The sequence below is a fragment of the Actinoallomurus sp. CA-150999 genome (genome assembly GCF_050942425.1).
GTDB lineage: Bacteria > Actinomycetota > Actinomycetes > Streptosporangiales > Streptosporangiaceae > Actinoallomurus.
On record NZ_CP192063.1, the window covers coordinates 8,738,733 to 8,755,148 of the forward strand.

13 protein-coding genes, 1 tRNA gene and 2 pseudogenes are annotated in these 16,416 nt (G+C 71.0%); 5 read left to right on the plus strand and 11 right to left on the minus strand.

Annotated features, from left to right (window positions below):
• Positions 1 to 96 precede the first annotated feature (96 nt).
• From ACQP2O_RS40430 to ACQP2O_RS40440, 3 genes are all read right to left on the minus strand, one after another.
• The gene (locus ACQP2O_RS40430) at positions 97 to 2,601 is read right to left on the minus strand and encodes an ABC transporter permease (protein WP_433174483.1); all 2,505 of its coding nucleotides are present in this window, start codon (positions 2,599 to 2,601) and stop codon (positions 97 to 99) included.
• Positions 2,598 to 3,353, minus strand: coding sequence for an ABC transporter ATP-binding protein (locus ACQP2O_RS40435; protein ID WP_433174484.1), 756 nt, complete (start codon positions 3,351 to 3,353; stop codon positions 2,598 to 2,600). The genes ACQP2O_RS40430 and ACQP2O_RS40435 overlap by 4 nt, the downstream gene beginning before the upstream one ends.
• Before the next feature lie 288 nt (positions 3,354 to 3,641).
• Positions 3,642 to 4,406: a maleylpyruvate isomerase family mycothiol-dependent enzyme gene (locus ACQP2O_RS40440; RefSeq protein ID WP_433174485.1), complete on the minus strand. Its 765-nt coding sequence runs from the start codon at positions 4,404 to 4,406 to the stop codon at positions 3,642 to 3,644.
• Positions 4,407 to 4,549: 143 nt separating this feature from the next.
• On the opposite strand from ACQP2O_RS40440, the pseudogene ACQP2O_RS40445 reads away from it, so the two are divergent.
• Positions 4,550 to 5,122: pseudogene (locus ACQP2O_RS40445) on the plus strand (GntR family transcriptional regulator); the annotation flags it as partial.
• On the opposite strand, the pseudogene ACQP2O_RS40450 reads toward ACQP2O_RS40445, so the two are convergent.
• Together ACQP2O_RS40450 and ACQP2O_RS40455 are read right to left on the minus strand one after the other, a co-directional pair.
• A pseudogene (locus ACQP2O_RS40450) lies at positions 5,098 to 5,493 on the minus strand (enolase C-terminal domain-like protein); the annotation flags it as partial. The pseudogenes ACQP2O_RS40445 and ACQP2O_RS40450 overlap by 25 nt on opposite strands.
• A complete protein-coding gene (locus tag ACQP2O_RS40455) occupies positions 5,490 to 6,152 on the minus strand; it encodes a DUF6461 domain-containing protein (protein WP_433174486.1) in 663 nt (220 codons plus the stop codon). The pseudogene ACQP2O_RS40450 and the gene ACQP2O_RS40455, both read right to left, overlap by 4 nt.
• Before the next feature lie 193 nt (positions 6,153 to 6,345).
• Between ACQP2O_RS40455 and ACQP2O_RS40460 the strand changes: the two genes are divergently transcribed.
• Positions 6,346 to 6,585, plus strand: coding sequence for an enolase C-terminal domain-like protein (locus tag ACQP2O_RS40460; protein ID WP_433191311.1), 240 nt, complete (start codon positions 6,346 to 6,348; stop codon positions 6,583 to 6,585).
• A gap of 371 nt (positions 6,586 to 6,956) precedes the next feature.
• On the opposite strand, the gene ACQP2O_RS40465 is transcribed toward ACQP2O_RS40460, so the two are convergent.
• The 6 genes from ACQP2O_RS40465 to ACQP2O_RS40490 form a co-directional block, all read right to left on the minus strand.
• A tRNA-Ala gene (locus ACQP2O_RS40465) sits at positions 6,957 to 7,029 on the minus strand.
• 97 nt (positions 7,030 to 7,126) lie between these two features.
• On the minus strand, positions 7,127 to 7,762 hold the full coding sequence (locus tag ACQP2O_RS40470) for a histidine phosphatase family protein (protein ID WP_433174487.1): 636 nt from the start codon (positions 7,760 to 7,762) through the stop codon (positions 7,127 to 7,129).
• Positions 7,759 to 8,166 carry a ribosome silencing factor gene (gene rsfS, locus ACQP2O_RS40475; RefSeq protein ID WP_360883192.1) on the minus strand — a complete coding sequence of 136 codons (408 nt, stop codon included), beginning with the start codon at positions 8,164 to 8,166 and terminating at the stop codon, positions 7,759 to 7,761. Before rsfS ends, ACQP2O_RS40470 begins: the two co-directional genes overlap by 4 nt.
• A gap of 36 nt (positions 8,167 to 8,202) precedes the next feature.
• Positions 8,203 to 8,808, minus strand: coding sequence for a nicotinate-nucleotide adenylyltransferase (gene nadD, locus ACQP2O_RS40480; RefSeq protein WP_433174489.1), 606 nt, complete (start codon positions 8,806 to 8,808; stop codon positions 8,203 to 8,205).
• A gap of 110 nt (positions 8,809 to 8,918) precedes the next feature.
• On the minus strand, positions 8,919 to 9,764 hold the full coding sequence (locus ACQP2O_RS40485; RefSeq protein WP_433174490.1) for a hypothetical protein: 846 nt from the start codon (positions 9,762 to 9,764) through the stop codon (positions 8,919 to 8,921).
• 94 nt (positions 9,765 to 9,858) lie between these two features.
• Positions 9,859 to 11,130, minus strand: a complete 1,272-nt coding sequence (locus tag ACQP2O_RS40490) for a phenylacetate--CoA ligase family protein (protein WP_433174491.1) — start codon at positions 11,128 to 11,130, stop codon at positions 9,859 to 9,861.
• Between the two features lie 255 nt (positions 11,131 to 11,385).
• Here ACQP2O_RS40490 and ACQP2O_RS40495 point away from each other — a divergent pair, with 255 nt between their 5' ends.
• The 3 genes from ACQP2O_RS40495 (at position 11,386) to ACQP2O_RS40505 (ending at position 16,369) form a co-directional block, all read left to right on the plus strand.
• Positions 11,386 to 12,417, plus strand: a complete 1,032-nt coding sequence (locus ACQP2O_RS40495; RefSeq protein ID WP_433174492.1) for a M48 family metallopeptidase — start codon at positions 11,386 to 11,388, stop codon at positions 12,415 to 12,417.
• A 414-nt stretch (positions 12,418 to 12,831) separates the two neighbouring features.
• Positions 12,832 to 14,004: an ROK family transcriptional regulator gene (locus ACQP2O_RS40500; RefSeq protein WP_433174493.1), complete on the plus strand. Its 1,173-nt coding sequence runs from the start codon at positions 12,832 to 12,834 to the stop codon at positions 14,002 to 14,004.
• Between the two features lie 118 nt (positions 14,005 to 14,122).
• A complete protein-coding gene (locus ACQP2O_RS40505; protein WP_433174494.1) occupies positions 14,123 to 16,369 on the plus strand; it encodes a glycoside hydrolase family 3 N-terminal domain-containing protein in 2,247 nt (748 codons plus the stop codon).
• Positions 16,370 to 16,416 lie beyond the last annotated feature (47 nt).

Below are 16,416 nucleotides of genomic sequence, written 5' to 3' on the forward strand. Positions count from 1 at the left end.
CCGCCGAATACCGACGGCTCCGGCCCTGCGCCGTCCGGCCGCGCGGTGGCACACGCCCGAACGGCAACCGGCCGCAGTGGCACACGGCCGGTCGCGTCAGGTCGTCGCGATCGCGTCGAGGATGTCGAGCCGTGCCGCTCGCCGAGCCGGGCGTACGGCCGCGACCACCCCGGCGAGCGCGCCGACGACCGCGATGATCGCCAGTTGCGCCGGCGGCGCGGCGAAGGCGCCGTCGCTCGCCGCCCGGCCCACGGCCCAGCCGAGCAGCAGCCCCAGCCCAAGCCCGCCCGCCGTGCCGAAGACCGCGACGATGAGCGACTCCCAGCGGACCATCGAGCGCAGTTGCGCGCGGGTCATGCCGACCGCGCGCAGCAGTCCCAGCTCGCGGGTGCGCTCGTGCACCGACAGCGAGAGGGTGTTGGCGATGCCGAGGAGGGCGATGACGATCGCCAGCGCCAGCAGGACGTACACCAGCGTCAGCAGGCTCCGCACCCCGGACGCCTGCGCGTCGAGGTACTCCGCGCGGTCCCGTACCGACGGTGCGCCGTACGGCCGCGCGGCGTCCGTGACGGCGCGCTTCGCCGCAGACAGGTCCGTATCGGCCCGCAGCGTGATGAGCACGGTCGCGTCCTGGGACTGCCGGTCGTGGGGCGTCCACTCCGCGCGCGGGATCAGGTAGCCGCCGACGGGACCGCCGGAGGGGTAGACCCCGCCCACGATGAGCGTCCGGGACGTTCCATCGGAGAACCGGACGTTCACCGGCGTCCCGGTGTGCCAGCCCCGTTTCGCCGCGACGTCCTCGGCCACCGCGAACCGGCCCGGCCCGATCCGCGCGGCGGGGCCGAGGTCGATCACCCGGCCGAGCGCCGCCGGATCGGCGTATCGCACCGGTACGGACCTGCCTCCGATCCGGAGGTCGCCGACGCCCATCCCGGCGGCGGCCGACGTCTGGGGAAGACGCGCGACGTCCTCGGCCAGCCGCGGGCCGAACCCGGCGGTGCCGGAGGTGCCGGCAGCGGAGATCACGAGGTCGCCGCCGAACGACCGGGCGACGGTGCTCCGCACGGACGCCTCGGATGAGGCGGCCAGCACGGTCACCAGCGTGACCACCCCGACCCCGACCATGAGCGCGGTCGCCGCCCCGGCGGTGCGCCGCGGGGCGCGCACGGCGTTCCGGCGGGCGAGCGTGCCGGTGAGGCGACGCAACGGCGCGCCGAGCAGCGCGGCGGCGTACCGGGCCGCGACCGGCCCGAACACCACCATGCCGACGACGCCGGCCACCGCCGCGACGCCGGCGACCGGCATCGAGTCGCCGCCGACCACCGAGCCGACGACGAGGACGGCGCAGATCGCCAGGAGGGCCCCGCCGGCGACGGCCCGGACCCGGGCAACGCCGTACGGCTCGGCCGCCGTCTCGCGGAGCGCGGCCAGCGGCGGCGTCCGCGCGGCGTGGACCGCCGGGACCAGGCCGGCCAGCAGCGTGACGAGCAGGCCGACGGGCACGGCGACGGCGACCGTCACCGGCGTGAGCACGAGCCCGCCGACGGGCAGGGCCGCGCCCATTGCGGCGAACACGCCGCCCAGCAGCGTGGCGAAGCCGAGACCGCCCGCGACCCCGGCCAGCGAGGCTGCCAGCCCGACGGCCAGCGCCTCGAGGACGACCGAGCCGAGCACCTGCCGCCGCGACGCGCCCAGCGCCCGCAGCAGCGCCGACTCCCGGACCCGCTGCGCGACGGTGATCGAGAAGGTGTTGTGGATGCTGAGCGAGCCGACCAGCAACGCGACCCCGGCGAAGACGAGCAGGAACGCCCGGAACATCGTCAAAAACCCCTTCGTGACCGCCGACATGCCCTCGTCGCCGAGCGCCTTGCCGGTGACCGCCTCGGTTCCGGGCGGCAGCACGCGGCGTACGCGCTCGGCCAGCGTTGCCTGCGACACGCCCGCCGTCGCGCGGATCGACACACCGGTGACGCGATCCGGCGCCCCCGCCACGTAGCGGCGGGCGCCCTCCAGCGTGAAGGCGGTGAACGACGTCCCGCCGAACCCGTCCTGGTCGCCGAACTTCGCCAGCCCGACGATCCGCACCGGTACCCGCCGCGGCGTGAGGACGGCGGTCACGTCGCCGACGCGCAGCCGCCCCTGGCGGGCGACGGCCCGGTTCACCACGACCTCGTCCAGGGCGTACGGCGCGCGTCCCTGGACGAGGTGGTACGGGTTGAGCCGTGGGTCGGTGAGCCAGTTCCCGGCCGTCCGCGGCCCCAGCACCTCGACCGGCCGACCGTCCCTGCCCAGGAGCTGGCCGATGCCCTGGATCACCGGTTCGGTGACGGCCACGCCCGGCACGCCCCGCACCCGGTCGGCGACGGAGGCGTCGATCGGTCCCCGTATCGCCCCGGGACTGTCGCTGACGCTGGTGGCGTTGCGCACCGACACGTCCGTGCCCGCGTACGCCTGCGCGAAGAACCGGCCGATCGAGCGGTCCAGGGTGTCGCCCAGCACGAGCGTCCCCGTCAGGAAGGACACGCCCAGGAAGACGGCGACGAACGAACCGGCGAGTCGACGCTTGCGCGCCCACAGCGCCTTCAGCGCGATGCGCGTCATCGCCGCCCCCGTACGGTGCCGCCGTCGGCCAGGACGCTCATGCGATCGAGCACGGTCCTGGCGGTGGGCGCCTCGATCCGGCCGGCGACACGGCCGTCGGCGAGGAAGACGGCCGTGTCGGCGTACGCGGCGGCGGCCGGGTCGTGCGTGACCATCACGATCGTCTGCTCCAGCTCGGTGACGGCCTCGCGGAGGAACGCGAGGATCTCCGCGCCCGTCCGCGAGTCCAGGTTCCCGGTCGGCTCGTCGGCGAAGATGATCTGTGGGCGGCCCACGAGCGCCCGGGCCACCGCGACCCGCTGCTGCTGTCCGCCGGACAGTTCGGCCGGCCGGTGCGAGAGCCGGTCGCCGATGCCGACCGTGTCGATCACGGTGTCGAGCCAGTCCCGGTTCGGCCGCGCCCCCGCGAGGGTCATGGGGAGGGTGATGTTCTCCCAGGCGTTCAGGGCCGGGACCAGGTTGAACGACTGGAAGACGAACCCCACGCGCTCGCGCCGCAGGCACGTGAGCTGCCGGTCCGTCAGCTCGCCGAGTTCGACCTCGCCGATGAAGACCTGACCGGACGTCACGCTGTCCAGGCCGGCGACGCAGTGCATCAACGTGGACTTGCCCGCGCCCGACGGCCCCATGATCGCGGTGAACCGCCCGCCGGGGAACGCCACGGTGACGTCGTCGAGCGCCCGCACCGCCGCGTCACCGGCCCCGTACACCTTCGTCGCGGCCACCGCCCGGGCCGCCGGTTCGTCTCTCATCGCGCCTCTCCTCGAGTTCGTCTGCTCTGGAAAGGCTCTCCGCGTACTCCGGCGTGCGTCGTCGCACGCCGAGACGAACCATCGCTGCGCCCCGCAGGGTAGGCAGCCGGGCCTCCGGCTACCTCACCGGGAGTACCTCACCCGGCTCCGGACAAGATGGCGGACACCCAGCGCTTGCACGGTCGGAGTTCATCGCCGACCCGGCCCGTGGCCTTGACGTAGTAAGGTCGGCGCTTTCGGCCGCTGCGCGCAGCGCGTTTAGGGCGGATAGACGAACGGGCACCCGCCTCACTGCGTCGCTGTGACGAGGCAGCGCCGCAGCTCCTCGACCGCCTCCGGGGCGCCCTCGACCGTGACCTCACTCGGCTCACCGGCGCTCTCCCGGTTCCACAACCGGCGCAGCACGGCCGCCTGCGGACCGCTCACGGTCACGTCCGCCGCGCCGTCACCGGCACCGTCCTCGACGGCGAACAGACCCGGACCGGTCCGCGCCCGCCACGCCGCACCGTCGGTCCGCACCACGTACGTCCGGCCCGGCGAGTCCGCCAGGATGTCGGTGAAGTAGTCGCCCCACTCGGCGACGCTGAACGCCACGAAGACCTTGAGCAGCTCGTCGATGCCGTCGACGGCGAGGTCGTCCGGGATCGGCGCGACCGGCAGCCCGGCGCCGAGCTCGGCGTCGATGCGGTGAATGACCGTCTCCTGCGCCATCCGCCGGATCCAGAAGCCGACGGTCTGGTCGGGGGTGTACCAGGTGCCGGCCGGGTCCTCCGGCCTGCGGGCGGCGAACTCCTGACGCAGGCCGGCGTACGCCTGGTCGAGCAGCGCGAGCGGTTCCTCGTCCTCGAGCTCCTTCGGCGGCCAGACGTCCGGCTCGGCGCCCTCCCGCATCGCGAGGGTCTTGTGCAGATACACCCGGCCGACGTGGCGAGTCAGGTCGGCGACGGTCCAACCGGGGCAGCTCGGCACCGCCGCGGACAGGTCACCCGACACGACGGCCCGCAGCCGGGCGAAGTCGGCCTCGAGACAGTCGAGGAATCGCGAATACTCCATGCCGCACAGTCCAGCACACCCCCCGTACGGTCCCGACCGATCACCTGATTCCGAGGGCGGAGTCCGTCGCGTGTCCGCCTCGATAACGCAGCCGGTAGCGTGGCGGTACCGACAAAGACGACGCGCCACTGGGAGGGACACCGATGGCAGGTGCGGCGGCCGCCGCCGAGAGGAGTCCTCGAAAATCGGCGAACGAGGTGCTCGAGGCCCTCAGAACGCAGATCGTGTACGGCGGCCTGGCACCGGACAGCCGGATCAACATCGACGCGCTCGCCCGGGAGATGGAGGTCTCCGCCACTCCGATCCGGGACGCGCTGCGACGGCTGGAAGCAGAGAACCTCGTCGTCTACGCACCCGGACGCGGCTACACCACGGCGCCGGTGCTCGACATGGCCGGGTTGCGGGCACTGTACGACTTCCGTCTGCTGATCGAACCGTGGGCGGCTCGGGCGGTCGCCGGAGACCCGCTGGCCAACCCGGCTCCCAGCCTGCACGCGGAACTCGACCGCTCGGCCGCGTTCGCGGAGGGCAAGGCCGTGCCCGGTCTCGACCTCGTTCACCACGACCAGCGGTTCCACGATCTCATCGTGGCCGCGACCGGGAACATCTTCGCGACCGACGCGTACCGGCGGATACCCGGCCCGCTCGGCACGACCATGTGCCCGTCCACGATGCGGACGTCGTCGCGGAACAAAGGCTGGAGCCACTCGATGTGCTCCACCCACACGGGCCCCGAGAAGGCCGCCGCGAGCGGCAGGTGGAGTTCCATCATGAAGTGGGGCGCGAGTCCTCGCCGAGCATGCCGCGTCCGCATCATGGTCTCGAGGAACGGCGTGATTCCCCCGATCCTTGGGGCGTCAGGCTGCAGGAAGCCCACCGCGTCGCGGCGCAGCAAGTCGTACAGCGCGTCGGAACTCGAGAGCATCTCGCCGGTCGCGACCGGCGTGCGGTGACTACGGGCGAGCGTGGCGTGGCCCGCGCAGTCGGCCGCGGCCAGCGGCTCCTCGATCCACGTCAGGTCGAATTCTTCGAGATCACGGAACGCAGACCATCGCCCTGGTCCCGTCGCCGCCGAGAGAGTGATCACCGTACCCGGATAGGCCCCACCAGCATCGGGCGGCCGAGCAGGTCCGGCATGAACGGCACCCCGGTGACCTTCGCCGCCAGGGCGAAGCCCCTTGGCACGGCGGTGTCGTAGTTGTCCTCCCAGGCGGCGTCCCACGCGGCCTCGTTCTCCGGTTCGTCCAGGCCCATTCCCAGCTCCAGCATGAAGCCGCTGAGCCGGTCAGGGTCGGAGCCGTAACGCTCGTACGGGTGCCGCAGCCGGTAGCCGGTAACGATCGTGCCATCGATCGCGTACTCGAAACTGTGCTCGGCAGCGTAGTCGTGCCGGGTAACCGCCAGCACCTCGCAACCCCGCGACAGCTTGGTCACCACCTCGTGGAGTGTGACCATCCAACCGCAGGGCTCAATGGCCACGCACCACTCGCCGGCCTGGAAGACGCCCACGTGGCCACCGCCATCCCCGCCTGCGGTCTCGTTGACGAACTCCTCGGCCTTCTCGCTGAGTTCGCCGAAGTCCGACTCTTGGCCGGAGTCCTCGCCGCAACTGAAGCGGCGCACCACCTCCCCCGGGTCGAGCCCGCGGAAGAATGCCACACTGAAGATCACGTCCAGTTGGCCGCCACCCTCGCTCTCGGGCACGTTGAGCCACTGGAACGGGGCCAAAAGGTCGGCTGTCGTCATGCGGGCCATGGTGGCAGGCCGTGCCGACATGCGGCGGCCTCACTCGTCCCAGGCTGCCCTGTGCTGACCTTCTGGTAGGCAAGGAACGCTTGGCGTCGCGCGTCAGTAACCACGTTGCCAGTCGACGAGGTCGCGGCCTCATGGTCGGCGCAGATTTCGACGGGTTCGCGTTCGTGGATGTCCCCGCAGCGGAATCGGCGCGGTACTGGAAATCTTCAAAACAACGTCCGAATACGACACAAAAACCGTGGTGCACTGCTGGGGAAGCGCTGTCGGCATGGCCGCCAACTACCACGCCGCGCTCGCAGGGGATGGCGACCTCGCCGAATGGCCACTGCCCTGGTACCCGATACGCACCGACCTGCTGATCGAACCCTTCCAAGTCGAGAACGGCGAACTCATCGCGCCAACCGCCCCAGGATTGGGCGCCTGACGGACGAAATCGAGCGACAGTATCCATTCCGACCTGACGCGGCATACAGATGCCTCGTCCACTGACCGCCCCTAGGCGGCCGTTCATAAATCCGAAGTCGGCGGTGATCCGCTCCGCGGCGGCCAGCTTCGATGATGGGGCCCAGGGCCTGGTCGGCGACCAAGGCGAACAGCACCCGCGCGGTCGCATCAGGTTCCGAACGGAAGCCGGAAACATCCAGCAGCGACAAGCCGACGGTCACTACAGGGGGGGCGTGGGGGGCGGCAGCCCCCCACATCGGGGGGCTCCGGGGGGTCGTCCCCCCGGGCCAGCATGACGAAGGGCCAGCGGGGAGCGGCTCCGCCGCAACCACACTGACCCCAGGCCATTCGTGGAGCTATGGGGATTCGAACCCCAGACCTCCTCCATGCCATGGAGGCGCGCTACCAACTGCGCCATAGCCCCGCGCTTCCCGATCGGAGTTTCCCCCCGCTCGGTGCTGCGCCAGTCTATAGGACTTCGCGACCAGACCTGTAATCGAATGCGCGAGCGTCCTATGACCTCAGGTTTCGCCGTCGGCCCGGTCGTCGCTGAGGACCGGTTCAGGGAGGGTGCCGGCGTTGTGCTCGACGAGGCGCCAGTCGCTGCGGCCCTCTTCGAGGACGGACCAGCAGCAGTTGGACAGCCCGCCGAAACGGCTCCAGAGCTCCTCGGGGAAGCCGAGCCAGCGGAGCATGCCGAGTCGTAGCGCGGCGCCGTGGGAGGCGACGACGAGCAGGCCGCCCGCGGGGATCTCGGCCAGGCCCCGGTCGATGGCCGCGGTGACCCGTTTGGAAACCTGCTCGGTGGTCTCGCCACCGGGAGGCTGCCAAAGGGAGTGCTCGGTCGGGTACTTCGCCCGGATCTCGGCGTTGGTGAGGCCTTCCCACTCCCCTCCGCCGCGTTCGATCAGGTCGCGGTCGAGGGTGACGGACAGACCGGTGACGGCGCTGAGCGCCTCGGCCGTGTGGGCGGCGCGCTGCAGCGGGGAGGCGAGGATGGCGGTCGGGCGCAGCGCGGCGAGGAGGCGGGCGGCCCGGACGGCCTGTTCGCGTCCGGTGTCGTCGAGCGGGATGTCGGTGGAGCCTTGGAAACGGCGTTCGACGTTCCAGGTGGTCTGACCGTGCCGCCACAGCACGATCTTGCGTGATTCGGTCACTGACCGTCACCGGCCCGTACGCGCTGTTCCGAGTGGGCGTTGATGTCGTCGGGCAGGGGGACCGGGGGGCAGTCCTTCCACAGCCGTTCGAGCGCGTAGTAGACGCGGTCCTCTTCGTGCTGGACGTGCACGATGATGTCGGCGTAGTCGAGGAGCACCCAGCGGCCTTCGCGCTCTCCCTCGCGGCGGATGGGCTTGGCGCCTGCGTCCTCGCGCAGCCTCTTCTCGATCTCGTCCACGATGGAGCGCACTTGGCGGTCGTTGGCGGCCGAGCACAGGACGAACGCGTCCGTGATGACCAGTTGGTCGCTCACGTCGTAGGCGATGATGTTGTCAGCCAGCTTCTCGGCCGCGGCCTCGGCGGCGATCTGGACCAGCTGGGTGGCCCTCTCGGATGCGGTCACGGTGTGGTCGTTTTCCTCCTGGTGGGGGCGTTACCGTCAACCGTCACGATAAAGCCCTCGTTTGTTTATGTACTGCACGATTCCGTCTGGGACGAGGTACCAGACCGGTTCGCCGGCCCGTACGCGCTCTCGGCACTCGGTCGAGGAGATCGCCAGCGCGGGCACTTCCACCAGGCTGACACCGCCCTCGGGAAGGCCGGGATCGGCGAGATGGTGGCCGGGCCGGGTACAGCCTATGAAATGAGCCAGCCTGAAGAGCTCATCCGTGTCACGCCACGTCAACATCTGGGCGAGCGCGTCGGCCCCCGTGATGAAGTACAACTCGACGTCGGGCCCGTGTATTTCGCGCATCTCCCGAAGGGTGTCGATCGTGTACGTGAGCCCGGGACGTTCGATGTCGACGCGGCTGACCGAGAATCTCGGGTTCGAGGCGGTCGCGATGACCGTCATCAGGTAGCGGTCCTCGGCGGCCGAGGTCTTGCGGCCCTCCTTCATCCAGGGCTGGCCGGTCGGCACGAAGATGACCTCGTCCAGCCGGAACAGGTGGGCGACCTCGCTCGCCGCGATCAGGTGGCCGTGGTGGATCGGGTCGAAGGTGCCACCCATGATTCCGAGACGGCGGCGCTCCGGGGTGGTGCTCATGCGCCGACCTTAGTGAGCGTTTGGATCGGTCCTTTCAGCACGCCCCTCCTTGCGGGTTCGGTCGCGTTCGCTCCGCGAGCGCGCGGAGCGGGCGCCCACCGTGCCGGCGATCAGTGCTCGGCGGCGTTCCGCAGGGCGAGCGTGGTCGCCCCGAGGGTGACGGTGTCCGAACTGAGAGGCGTCAGCACCATGCCCACGACCGAGCCGTCGGCCCAGGCGCAGGCGGAGCTCGTCCCCGTCGTCCCCTTCCCGCAGCGCAGGACGCCACCGAGGGGTCCTGCCGGAAAGTCACTGGTGTCCGTGACCCCCATACCCAGGAACATGGAGTCGACCTCCTCGGAGGCCGAACGGGACTGCAGCTCCGCGCGGAGTTCGGGGATGTCATCGCCCGACATGCCGACGAAGACGAGGGGCTGCTGGGTGTCGCCCTTCTTGAGGTAAATGGCGATCTTGGCCTTGGCGTACACCGCCGCGGTGGTGCCCGTGCTGTTGCCCATCGACTTGCGCATGTTCTGGATCATCCGGTCGGCGACGCTGCCCGTGATGCGCTTGTAGTCGCCGATCGACGCGGGGACCTCGATGGAGCGAGGCGTGTCCGTCGGCGCGGCGCTCGACGACGCGGGCGGCGCCGAGGGGGCCGCCGTGGCCGCGCCGGGCTTCTGCTTGTCCCCGGACGACGACAGCCCGATGAGGATGGCGAGCCCCCCGAAGACGACGACGGCGCCCGCGGTGGACAGCGCGATGATCAGGCCGGCGCGGCTCTTCCTGGGCGGCATGGGAGGGGGTCCGTACGGCTGCCACGGCCCGGGACCGCCCGGCGGTGGGCCGCCTCCTGGCATCGTGCCGCCCCCGCCCGGCATCGGCCCGCCGTAGTACGGCGCTCCGCCGTACGGTTGCGACGGGGTGCCCCATCCCGAGTTCTGGAACTCGGGCCCGCCGCCCTGCCCACTTGTCATGTTCTCGCCTTACCTGACTTATCTGTTATTTATGAAGAACTTTAACAGTTAATTGTTCGTTCTCCATAGCGAATACCGGCCAGGCCCGGACGAATTACTCGAGCCCCGGGAGCGGCGGTTCGCCCGATTCCCAGGTCACGACGCGGACCGCCTTACCGACCTCCACGCGCGGAATGGTCCCGGCCGGCAGAACGCGCACGTCACACGACACTCCCAACTCGGCCGACAGCTCGTCCGCCAGCCCCGGCCCGGCCCCTTCGCAGGCGACGAGGATCCGCGCCATCGCCTGCCGGCGGTCGACGACGACCTGGTAGTGCGGGGAGGCGTGCCGCAGGACGACGGTTTCGATCTCCCGCGGGAAGACGTTCACGCCCCGGATCACGAGCATGTCGTCGCGGCGGCCGAGCACCTTGCTCATCCGGACGAGCGTGCGCCCGCACGGGCAGGGATCGTGGGACAGGGAGGCGACGTCGCCGGTGCGGTACCGCAGCAGCGGCATCGCCTCCTTCGGCGTGCTGAACACCAGCTCCCCCGGCGTGCCGTCCGGGACCGGCGCGCCCGTGGCGTCCACCGCCTCGACGAGGAAATGATCCTCATTGACGTGCAGCCCGGAACGTTCGAGGCACTCGGTGGCCACCCCGGGACCGATGATCTCCGACAGGCCGTAGATGTCCAGCGCCGCCAGGCCGAGCAGGTCCTCGATGGTCGAACGGAGCCCCTCCGACCACGGCTCGGCCCCGAACAGGCCCGCCTTGAGGTTCAGCTCGACGCCCGCCTCGCGCGCCGCCTCCCCGAGGCGTACGGCATAGGACGGCGTACACGTCAGGATGTCGGGTCGCAGGTCGGCGAGCAGGCGGAGCTGGCGCTCGGTCATGCCGCCCGACACCGGGACCACGGTGACGCCCAGGGCGATCGCGCCCTGATGGAAGCCGATGCCGCCGGTGAACAGCCCGTACCCGTACGCGTTGTGGACCACGCTGCCGGGCGCGGCCCCCGCACAGGCCAGCGACCGCGCGCACATCTCCCCCCACAACGCCAGGTCACGGCGCGTGTACGCGACGAGGGTCGGTCGTCCCCCGGTGCCACTGGAGCCGTGCACGGCGGCGACCTCCTCCATCGGCACGGCGAGCATCCCGTACGGGTAGGAGTCCCACAGGTCCTGCTTGGTGGTGAAGGGCAGGCGGTGCAGGTCGTCGAGCGCGACGTCCGGACCGCCGGCGACGCCGGCCTGCCGCAGCCGCCGGCCCTGCAGGCCGTCTGCGGCGATCAGCCGGTCGACCAGGTCGCGCAGCCTGCGTTGGCGCACCGTGGTGAGCTCGTCGCGCGACATCGTCTCCGCGGGTACCGGCCCGTATGACTCCGCCATGGTGGGAGTAGATCCCGCCTCGGCCCGCCGCGCAAGACCGCACCGATCGAAGCCGGTCCGGAGCGTACGCGCGCGGGTCGGCGACGAGGTGCCGGGCCGGGAGAGCCCAGGCGCGGGGGCCCGTGCGGGGAGCTTCGTGTGGCGGGCTCCGTGCGGCGGGCTCCGTGCGGGAAACCCGTCCGGTACGGTCCTGTGGCCGGATCGCGATCGGGGAACTCCGGGCCACATCGGCCCGTCAGACATAGCATGCCGAATATGACGAGCAACACGCCCGACCGTTCTCGCACGCGTTTCCCCGGGATCAGTTCCCGCGCCTATGAGCATCCCGCGGACCGGTCGGCGCTCGTCGCCCTCCGGTCGCTCAGCGGCTTCGACACGGTGCTGCGGCGCCTCGCCGGACTGTTCAGCGAGCGCGCGATCCGCCTGATGTTCCTCGGCGGCACGGTACGCGCGAGCGAGAGCCAGTACCGCCACCTGTACGACATCATGCGGGACAGCGCCTACATCCTCGACCTTCCCGAGGTCCCGGAGCTGTACATCACGCAGGATCCGGCACCGAACGCCATGACGATCGGCGTCGACAATCCGTTCATCGTCGTCAACACCGGCCTGATCGACCTCCTCGACGACGAGGAGCTGCGGTTCGTCGTCGGGCACGAGGTCGGGCACGTGCTGTCCGGGCACGCGGTGTACCGCACGATGGCCATGATCCTCACCAACCTCGGCGCCCGGATCGCGTGGCTGCCGCTCGGCAACATCGCGATCGCGGCGATCCTCATGGGCCTGAACGAATGGCAGCGCAAGTCGGAGCTGTCGGCGGACCGCGCGGGCCTGCTGGCCGGCCAGGACGTCGAGGCGGCCAAGCGGGCGCTGATGAAGCTCGCGGGCGGCGCGCGGTTGTCGGAGATGGACGCCGAGTCGTTCCTGGAGCAGGCGCGGGAGTACGACGCGGCCGGCGACGTCCGCGACGGTCTGCTGAAGTTCCTCAACCTGCTGAACCGCTCGCACCCGTACGCCGTGATCCGGTTCGCCGAGCTCGACCGGTGGGCCCGCGACGGCGAGTACGCCCGGATCCTGGGCGGCGACTACGAGCGGCGCGCGGACGACTCGAGCGCCTCGATCTCCGAGGAGATCAAGAACGCCGCCAAGGCCTACCAGGAGTCGTGGAGCCGCAGCGCGGACCCGTTCATCGGCGCCGTGAAGGGGGTCGCCGAAGGGGCCGTCAACGCGGGCGAGAAACTCTTCGGCCGGTTCGGCCGGGGCCCGGACGACAACCAGCAGAACTGAGCCCGCCGGAGCGGCCTCAACCAGGGCAGGAGACGACGGCCGCCAGAGCTGAGCCGGCCCGGGCAGGGGACGACGGCTGCCAGGACTGAGCCCGCCGAAGCGGCCTCAACCGGAGCAGGGAACGATGGCCGCCAGAGCTGAGCCGGCTGGGGCGGTCTCAGCCAGGGCAGGAACGACGGCCGCCAGGACTGAGCCGGCTGGGGCGGCCTCAGCCAGGCAGGGACGACGGCCGCCAGGACTGAGCCGGCCGGGGCGGCCTCAGCCAGGCAGGGACGACGGCCGCCAGGACTGAGCCGGCCGGGGCGGCCTCGGTCGAAGCCGCTCCTGGCCTTCGACGTGAGCGGCATGGCGTTTCCGCGTAACCTTGGGTTCACTTCTTGAACACGCGAGTTCTTGAACACGCGAGGGGACTCCATGCCGAGGCCAGGCTCGTCCACGACCCCGGGTTCGCAGTCGTCGCTCCGAGAGGCGAACCAGTGGCGGGTGATCCAGGCGGTGCGCGCCGCCGAAGCGCCCACCCAGGCCGAGATCGCCCGCAGCACGGGGCTGTCGCGGGCCACCGTCTCCAACATCGTGCGGAAACTGGCGGCGGACGGGGTGCTCGTCACGACGCCGACGTCGGCGGGCGGCCGACGGGCCCGCGCGGTGTCCCTGGCACCGGCCGCCGGGCTGGCCGTCGGCGTGGACTTCGGCCACTCGCACCTGCGCGTGGCGGTCGGCAACCTCGCCCGCGAGGTCGTCGCCGAGCGGGCGATGCCCCTGGACGTCGGGGCGTCGGCGGCCGACGGGCTCGCGGCGGCCGAGCGCCTGATGGACGAGCTGCTCGCCACCGTCGACGCGACGCGGACCGACGTGACGGGGATCGGGCTCGGCGTGCCCGGCCCGATCGACGCGGCCGGCGGCACCCTCGGATCCAGCACCATCCTGCCCGGCTGGGCCGGCATCGAGGCGGCCAAGGAGGCCCGGCGGCGTTTCGGCCGCCCGGTCCACGTGGACAACGACGCCAACCTCGGCGCGCTGGCAGAGGTGACCTGGGGCTCCGCGCGCGGCCACGCCGACTCTGCCTACATCAAGATCAGTTCGGGGGTCGGGGCGGGCATCGTCATCGGCGGCAGCGTGTACCACGGGCCGGGCGGGACGGCCGGGGAGATCGGGCACATCACGCTGAACGAGGACGGCCCCATGTGCCGCTGCGGCAATCGCGGCTGTCTGGAGACCTACGCCGGCGGTCGCTACCTCGCCGAGCTGCTGCGGCCGACGCACGGCGACGGTCTGACGACGGCGCGGATCGTGGAGCTGGCGCTGTCCGGCGACGCCCCGTGCCGGCGGGCGGTCGGCGACGCCGGGCGGTACGTCGGCACGGGGGTGGCCAGCCTGTGCAACCTGCTCAATCCCCGCCTGGTCGTGGTGGGCGGCGACCTGGCCCGGGCCGGGAACCTCCTGCTGGAGCCCATGCTGGAGGCCGTACGGCGCTCGGCCGTCTCCAGCGCCGCGGCGCTCGTGTCGATCGTGCCCGGCGTGCTGGGTGACCGGGCGGAGGTGCTCGGGGCGTTGGCGCTGGTCATGAACTCCTGGGAAACCGTTTAACTAGTGAACGCGAATGGCATACTTCGGCCAGTTCTTAATTCAGGTCTTGATTTGATCTTGGTGTTGGGTCTTTGATCACAGGGCTTCGTCCCTCCTGACCCCGCCTGGAGCACGCTTCATGAGACTCCGGATCAAGGCTGCCCGTATCGGGACGGCCCTGGCGATCACCGTGTCAGGCCTGGCCCTGACCGCGACCGGTGCCAGCAGCGCCCAGTCGCCCTACCTCGACCCGCACGCCTCCGTCTCCACTCGCGTCGCCGATCTCCTCAAGCGCATGACGATCGAGGAGAAGGTCGGCCAGCTCGCCCAGCCCGCCGTCGTGAACATGCAGGGCGACTGCCAGTGGTCCGGCGGCGCCCTGGTCGAGTCCTGCATGCAGCACGTTCTCGGCGACCTGAAGGTCGGCTCGGTGCTGTCCGGGGGCGGCGAGACCCCGGTGAACAACACGCCGAAGGACTGGGCCGAGATGGTGAACACGGTCCAGAAGTACGCCATCGACCACTCGCGGCTGCACATCCCGATCGTGTACGGCGTGGACGCGGTGCACGGGCACAACAACGTGCTCGGCGCGACGAAGTTCCCCCAGCAGATCGGCGTCGGCGCGACGTGGGACACGCAGCTCTCCCAGGCGATGGGCGAGTCGACGGCCCGGGCGGTCAAGGCCACCGGACCGCAGTGGGACTTCGCGCCGGTCCAGGACATCTCGCGCGACACCCGCTGGGGCCGGTACTACGAGACCTACTCCGAGGACCCCTACCTCGCGGGCGCGCTCGGCGCGGCCAACGTACAGGGCCTGCAGAAGACCGGCGAGGTCAGCGCGACGGTGAAGCACTTCGCCGGGTACTCCCAGCCGTTCGCCGGCCACGACCGTACCGAGGCGCACCTGGACCCGCGCTACTTCCAGGACACGTTCCTGCCGTCGTACAAGGCGGCCGTGGACGCCGGCGCCGACACGGTGATGGTCAACTCCGGGTCGATCAACGGCATCCCGGCGCACGCGTCGCACTACCTGCTCACCGACCTGCTGCGCCGCCAGTGGGGCTTCAAGGGCGTCGTGGTCAGTGACTGGAACGACGTCGACAGCCTGCGGACGGCGTACCACCTGACCGACACCTACGCGGGCGCGGTCGCCATCGCGATCAACGCGGGCGTCGACATGGGCATGCTGCCGCCCGGTGAGGTCGACGGGTTCGTCCAGGGCCTGCTGGACGACGTCAAGAACGGCCAGGTCAGCAGGCACCGCCTCGACGAGGCCGTGTCCCGGGTCCTCGCGCTGAAGTTCAAGCTCGGCCTGTTCGAACACCCGTACGTCGACCCGTCGAAGGCCGACGCTGCCGTGCTGGGCGCGGACAAGGACCTGGCCGTCCAGGCCGCGACCGAGTCGCAGACGCTGCTGAAGAACGACGGGAACGTGCTGCCGCTGTCGACCGGCACCGGCAAGGTGGTCGTGACCGGCCCGAGCGCCGACTCGATCCCCAACCAGAACGGCGGCTGGACCATCCAGTGGCAGGGCATCCCCGACGGCGTCAAGGACCCCGGGGTGACCGTCTACCAGGGCATCAAGAACGTCATCGGCGACCACGCCAAGCTCGTCGCGAAGGCCGACGACGCGGTCGATGAGACCAAGAACGCCGACGCGGCGATCGTGGTCGTGGGCGACAAGCCCGGCGCCGAGGGCGTCAACGACCAGGAGCAGCCCGAACTCGCCGCCGACCAGCAGGACCTCGTCGACCGCCTGCAGGCCACCGGCAAGCCGGTGATCGTGGTGGTCGTCGCGGACCGGCCGCTGGTACTCGGTAAGGCGGCCGACGCCAAGCAACTGCTCATGGCGTGGCTGCCCGGCAGCGAGGGCGGCACCGCCGTGGCGAACGTGCTGTTCGGCAAGGCCAACCCGAGCGGGCGCCTCCCGGTGTCCTGGCCGAAGACCACGGGCGACGAGCCGATGTTCTACCAGCAGCTGCCGGGCACGAACGGCGGCACCAGCTCCGGCTACGACCCGCTGTTCGCGTTCGGCGCGGGCCTGTCCTACACGACGTACGCGGTGCAGGGCGTGACGGTCTCCGGCGGGAGCACGGTGAAGGTGTCGGTGAAGGTCGCCAACACCGGTTCACGGGACGGCGACTTCGTGGTGCCGGTGTTCGCCCAGCAGCCGGTCAGCCGGATCGTCGCCCCGCCGAACCGCCTCGTCGCCTTCACCCGGGTGCCGCTCAAGGCGGGCCAGTCGACCACCGTGGCGCTGTCCTTCCCCCGGTCCCGCCTCGCGGTGACCCAGGGCGACATCGACGGCTCCGGCACCCGCGCGGTGCTCCCGGGCCTGTACAAGATCGTCGCCGGCGACAAGTCCGCCGACCTGACGATCCGCTGACCGGACCGGCCGTAGGCCGCGACTGATCACGAAGAGGCCGCGGGGCG

Bases quoted from the DNA above. Each gene is read 5' to 3' on its own strand.
- ACQP2O_RS40430 (WP_433174483.1), bottom strand. From the start codon at position 2,601: ATGACGCGCATCGCGCTGAAGGCGCTGTGGGCGCGCAAGCGTCGACTC.
- ACQP2O_RS40435 (WP_433174484.1), bottom strand. From the start codon at position 3,353: ATGAGAGACGAACCGGCGGCCCGGGCGGTGGCCGCGACGAAGGTGTAC.
- ACQP2O_RS40440 (WP_433174485.1), bottom strand. From the start codon at position 4,406: ATGGAGTATTCGCGATTCCTCGACTGTCTCGAGGCCGACTTCGCCCGG.
- ACQP2O_RS40455 (WP_433174486.1), bottom strand. From the start codon at position 6,152: ATGACGACAGCCGACCTTTTGGCCCCGTTCCAGTGGCTCAACGTGCCC.
- nadD (WP_433174489.1), bottom strand. From the start codon at position 8,808: ATGAGCACCACCCCGGAGCGCCGCCGTCTCGGAATCATGGGTGGCACC.
- ACQP2O_RS40485 (WP_433174490.1), bottom strand. From the start codon at position 9,764: ATGACAAGTGGGCAGGGCGGCGGGCCCGAGTTCCAGAACTCGGGATGG.
- ACQP2O_RS40490 (WP_433174491.1), bottom strand. From the start codon at position 11,130: ATGGCGGAGTCATACGGGCCGGTACCCGCGGAGACGATGTCGCGCGAC.
- ACQP2O_RS40495 (WP_433174492.1), top strand. From the start codon at position 11,386: ATGACGAGCAACACGCCCGACCGTTCTCGCACGCGTTTCCCCGGGATC.
- ACQP2O_RS40500 (WP_433174493.1), top strand. From the start codon at position 12,832: ATGCCGAGGCCAGGCTCGTCCACGACCCCGGGTTCGCAGTCGTCGCTC.
- ACQP2O_RS40505 (WP_433174494.1), top strand. From the start codon at position 14,123: ATGAGACTCCGGATCAAGGCTGCCCGTATCGGGACGGCCCTGGCGATC.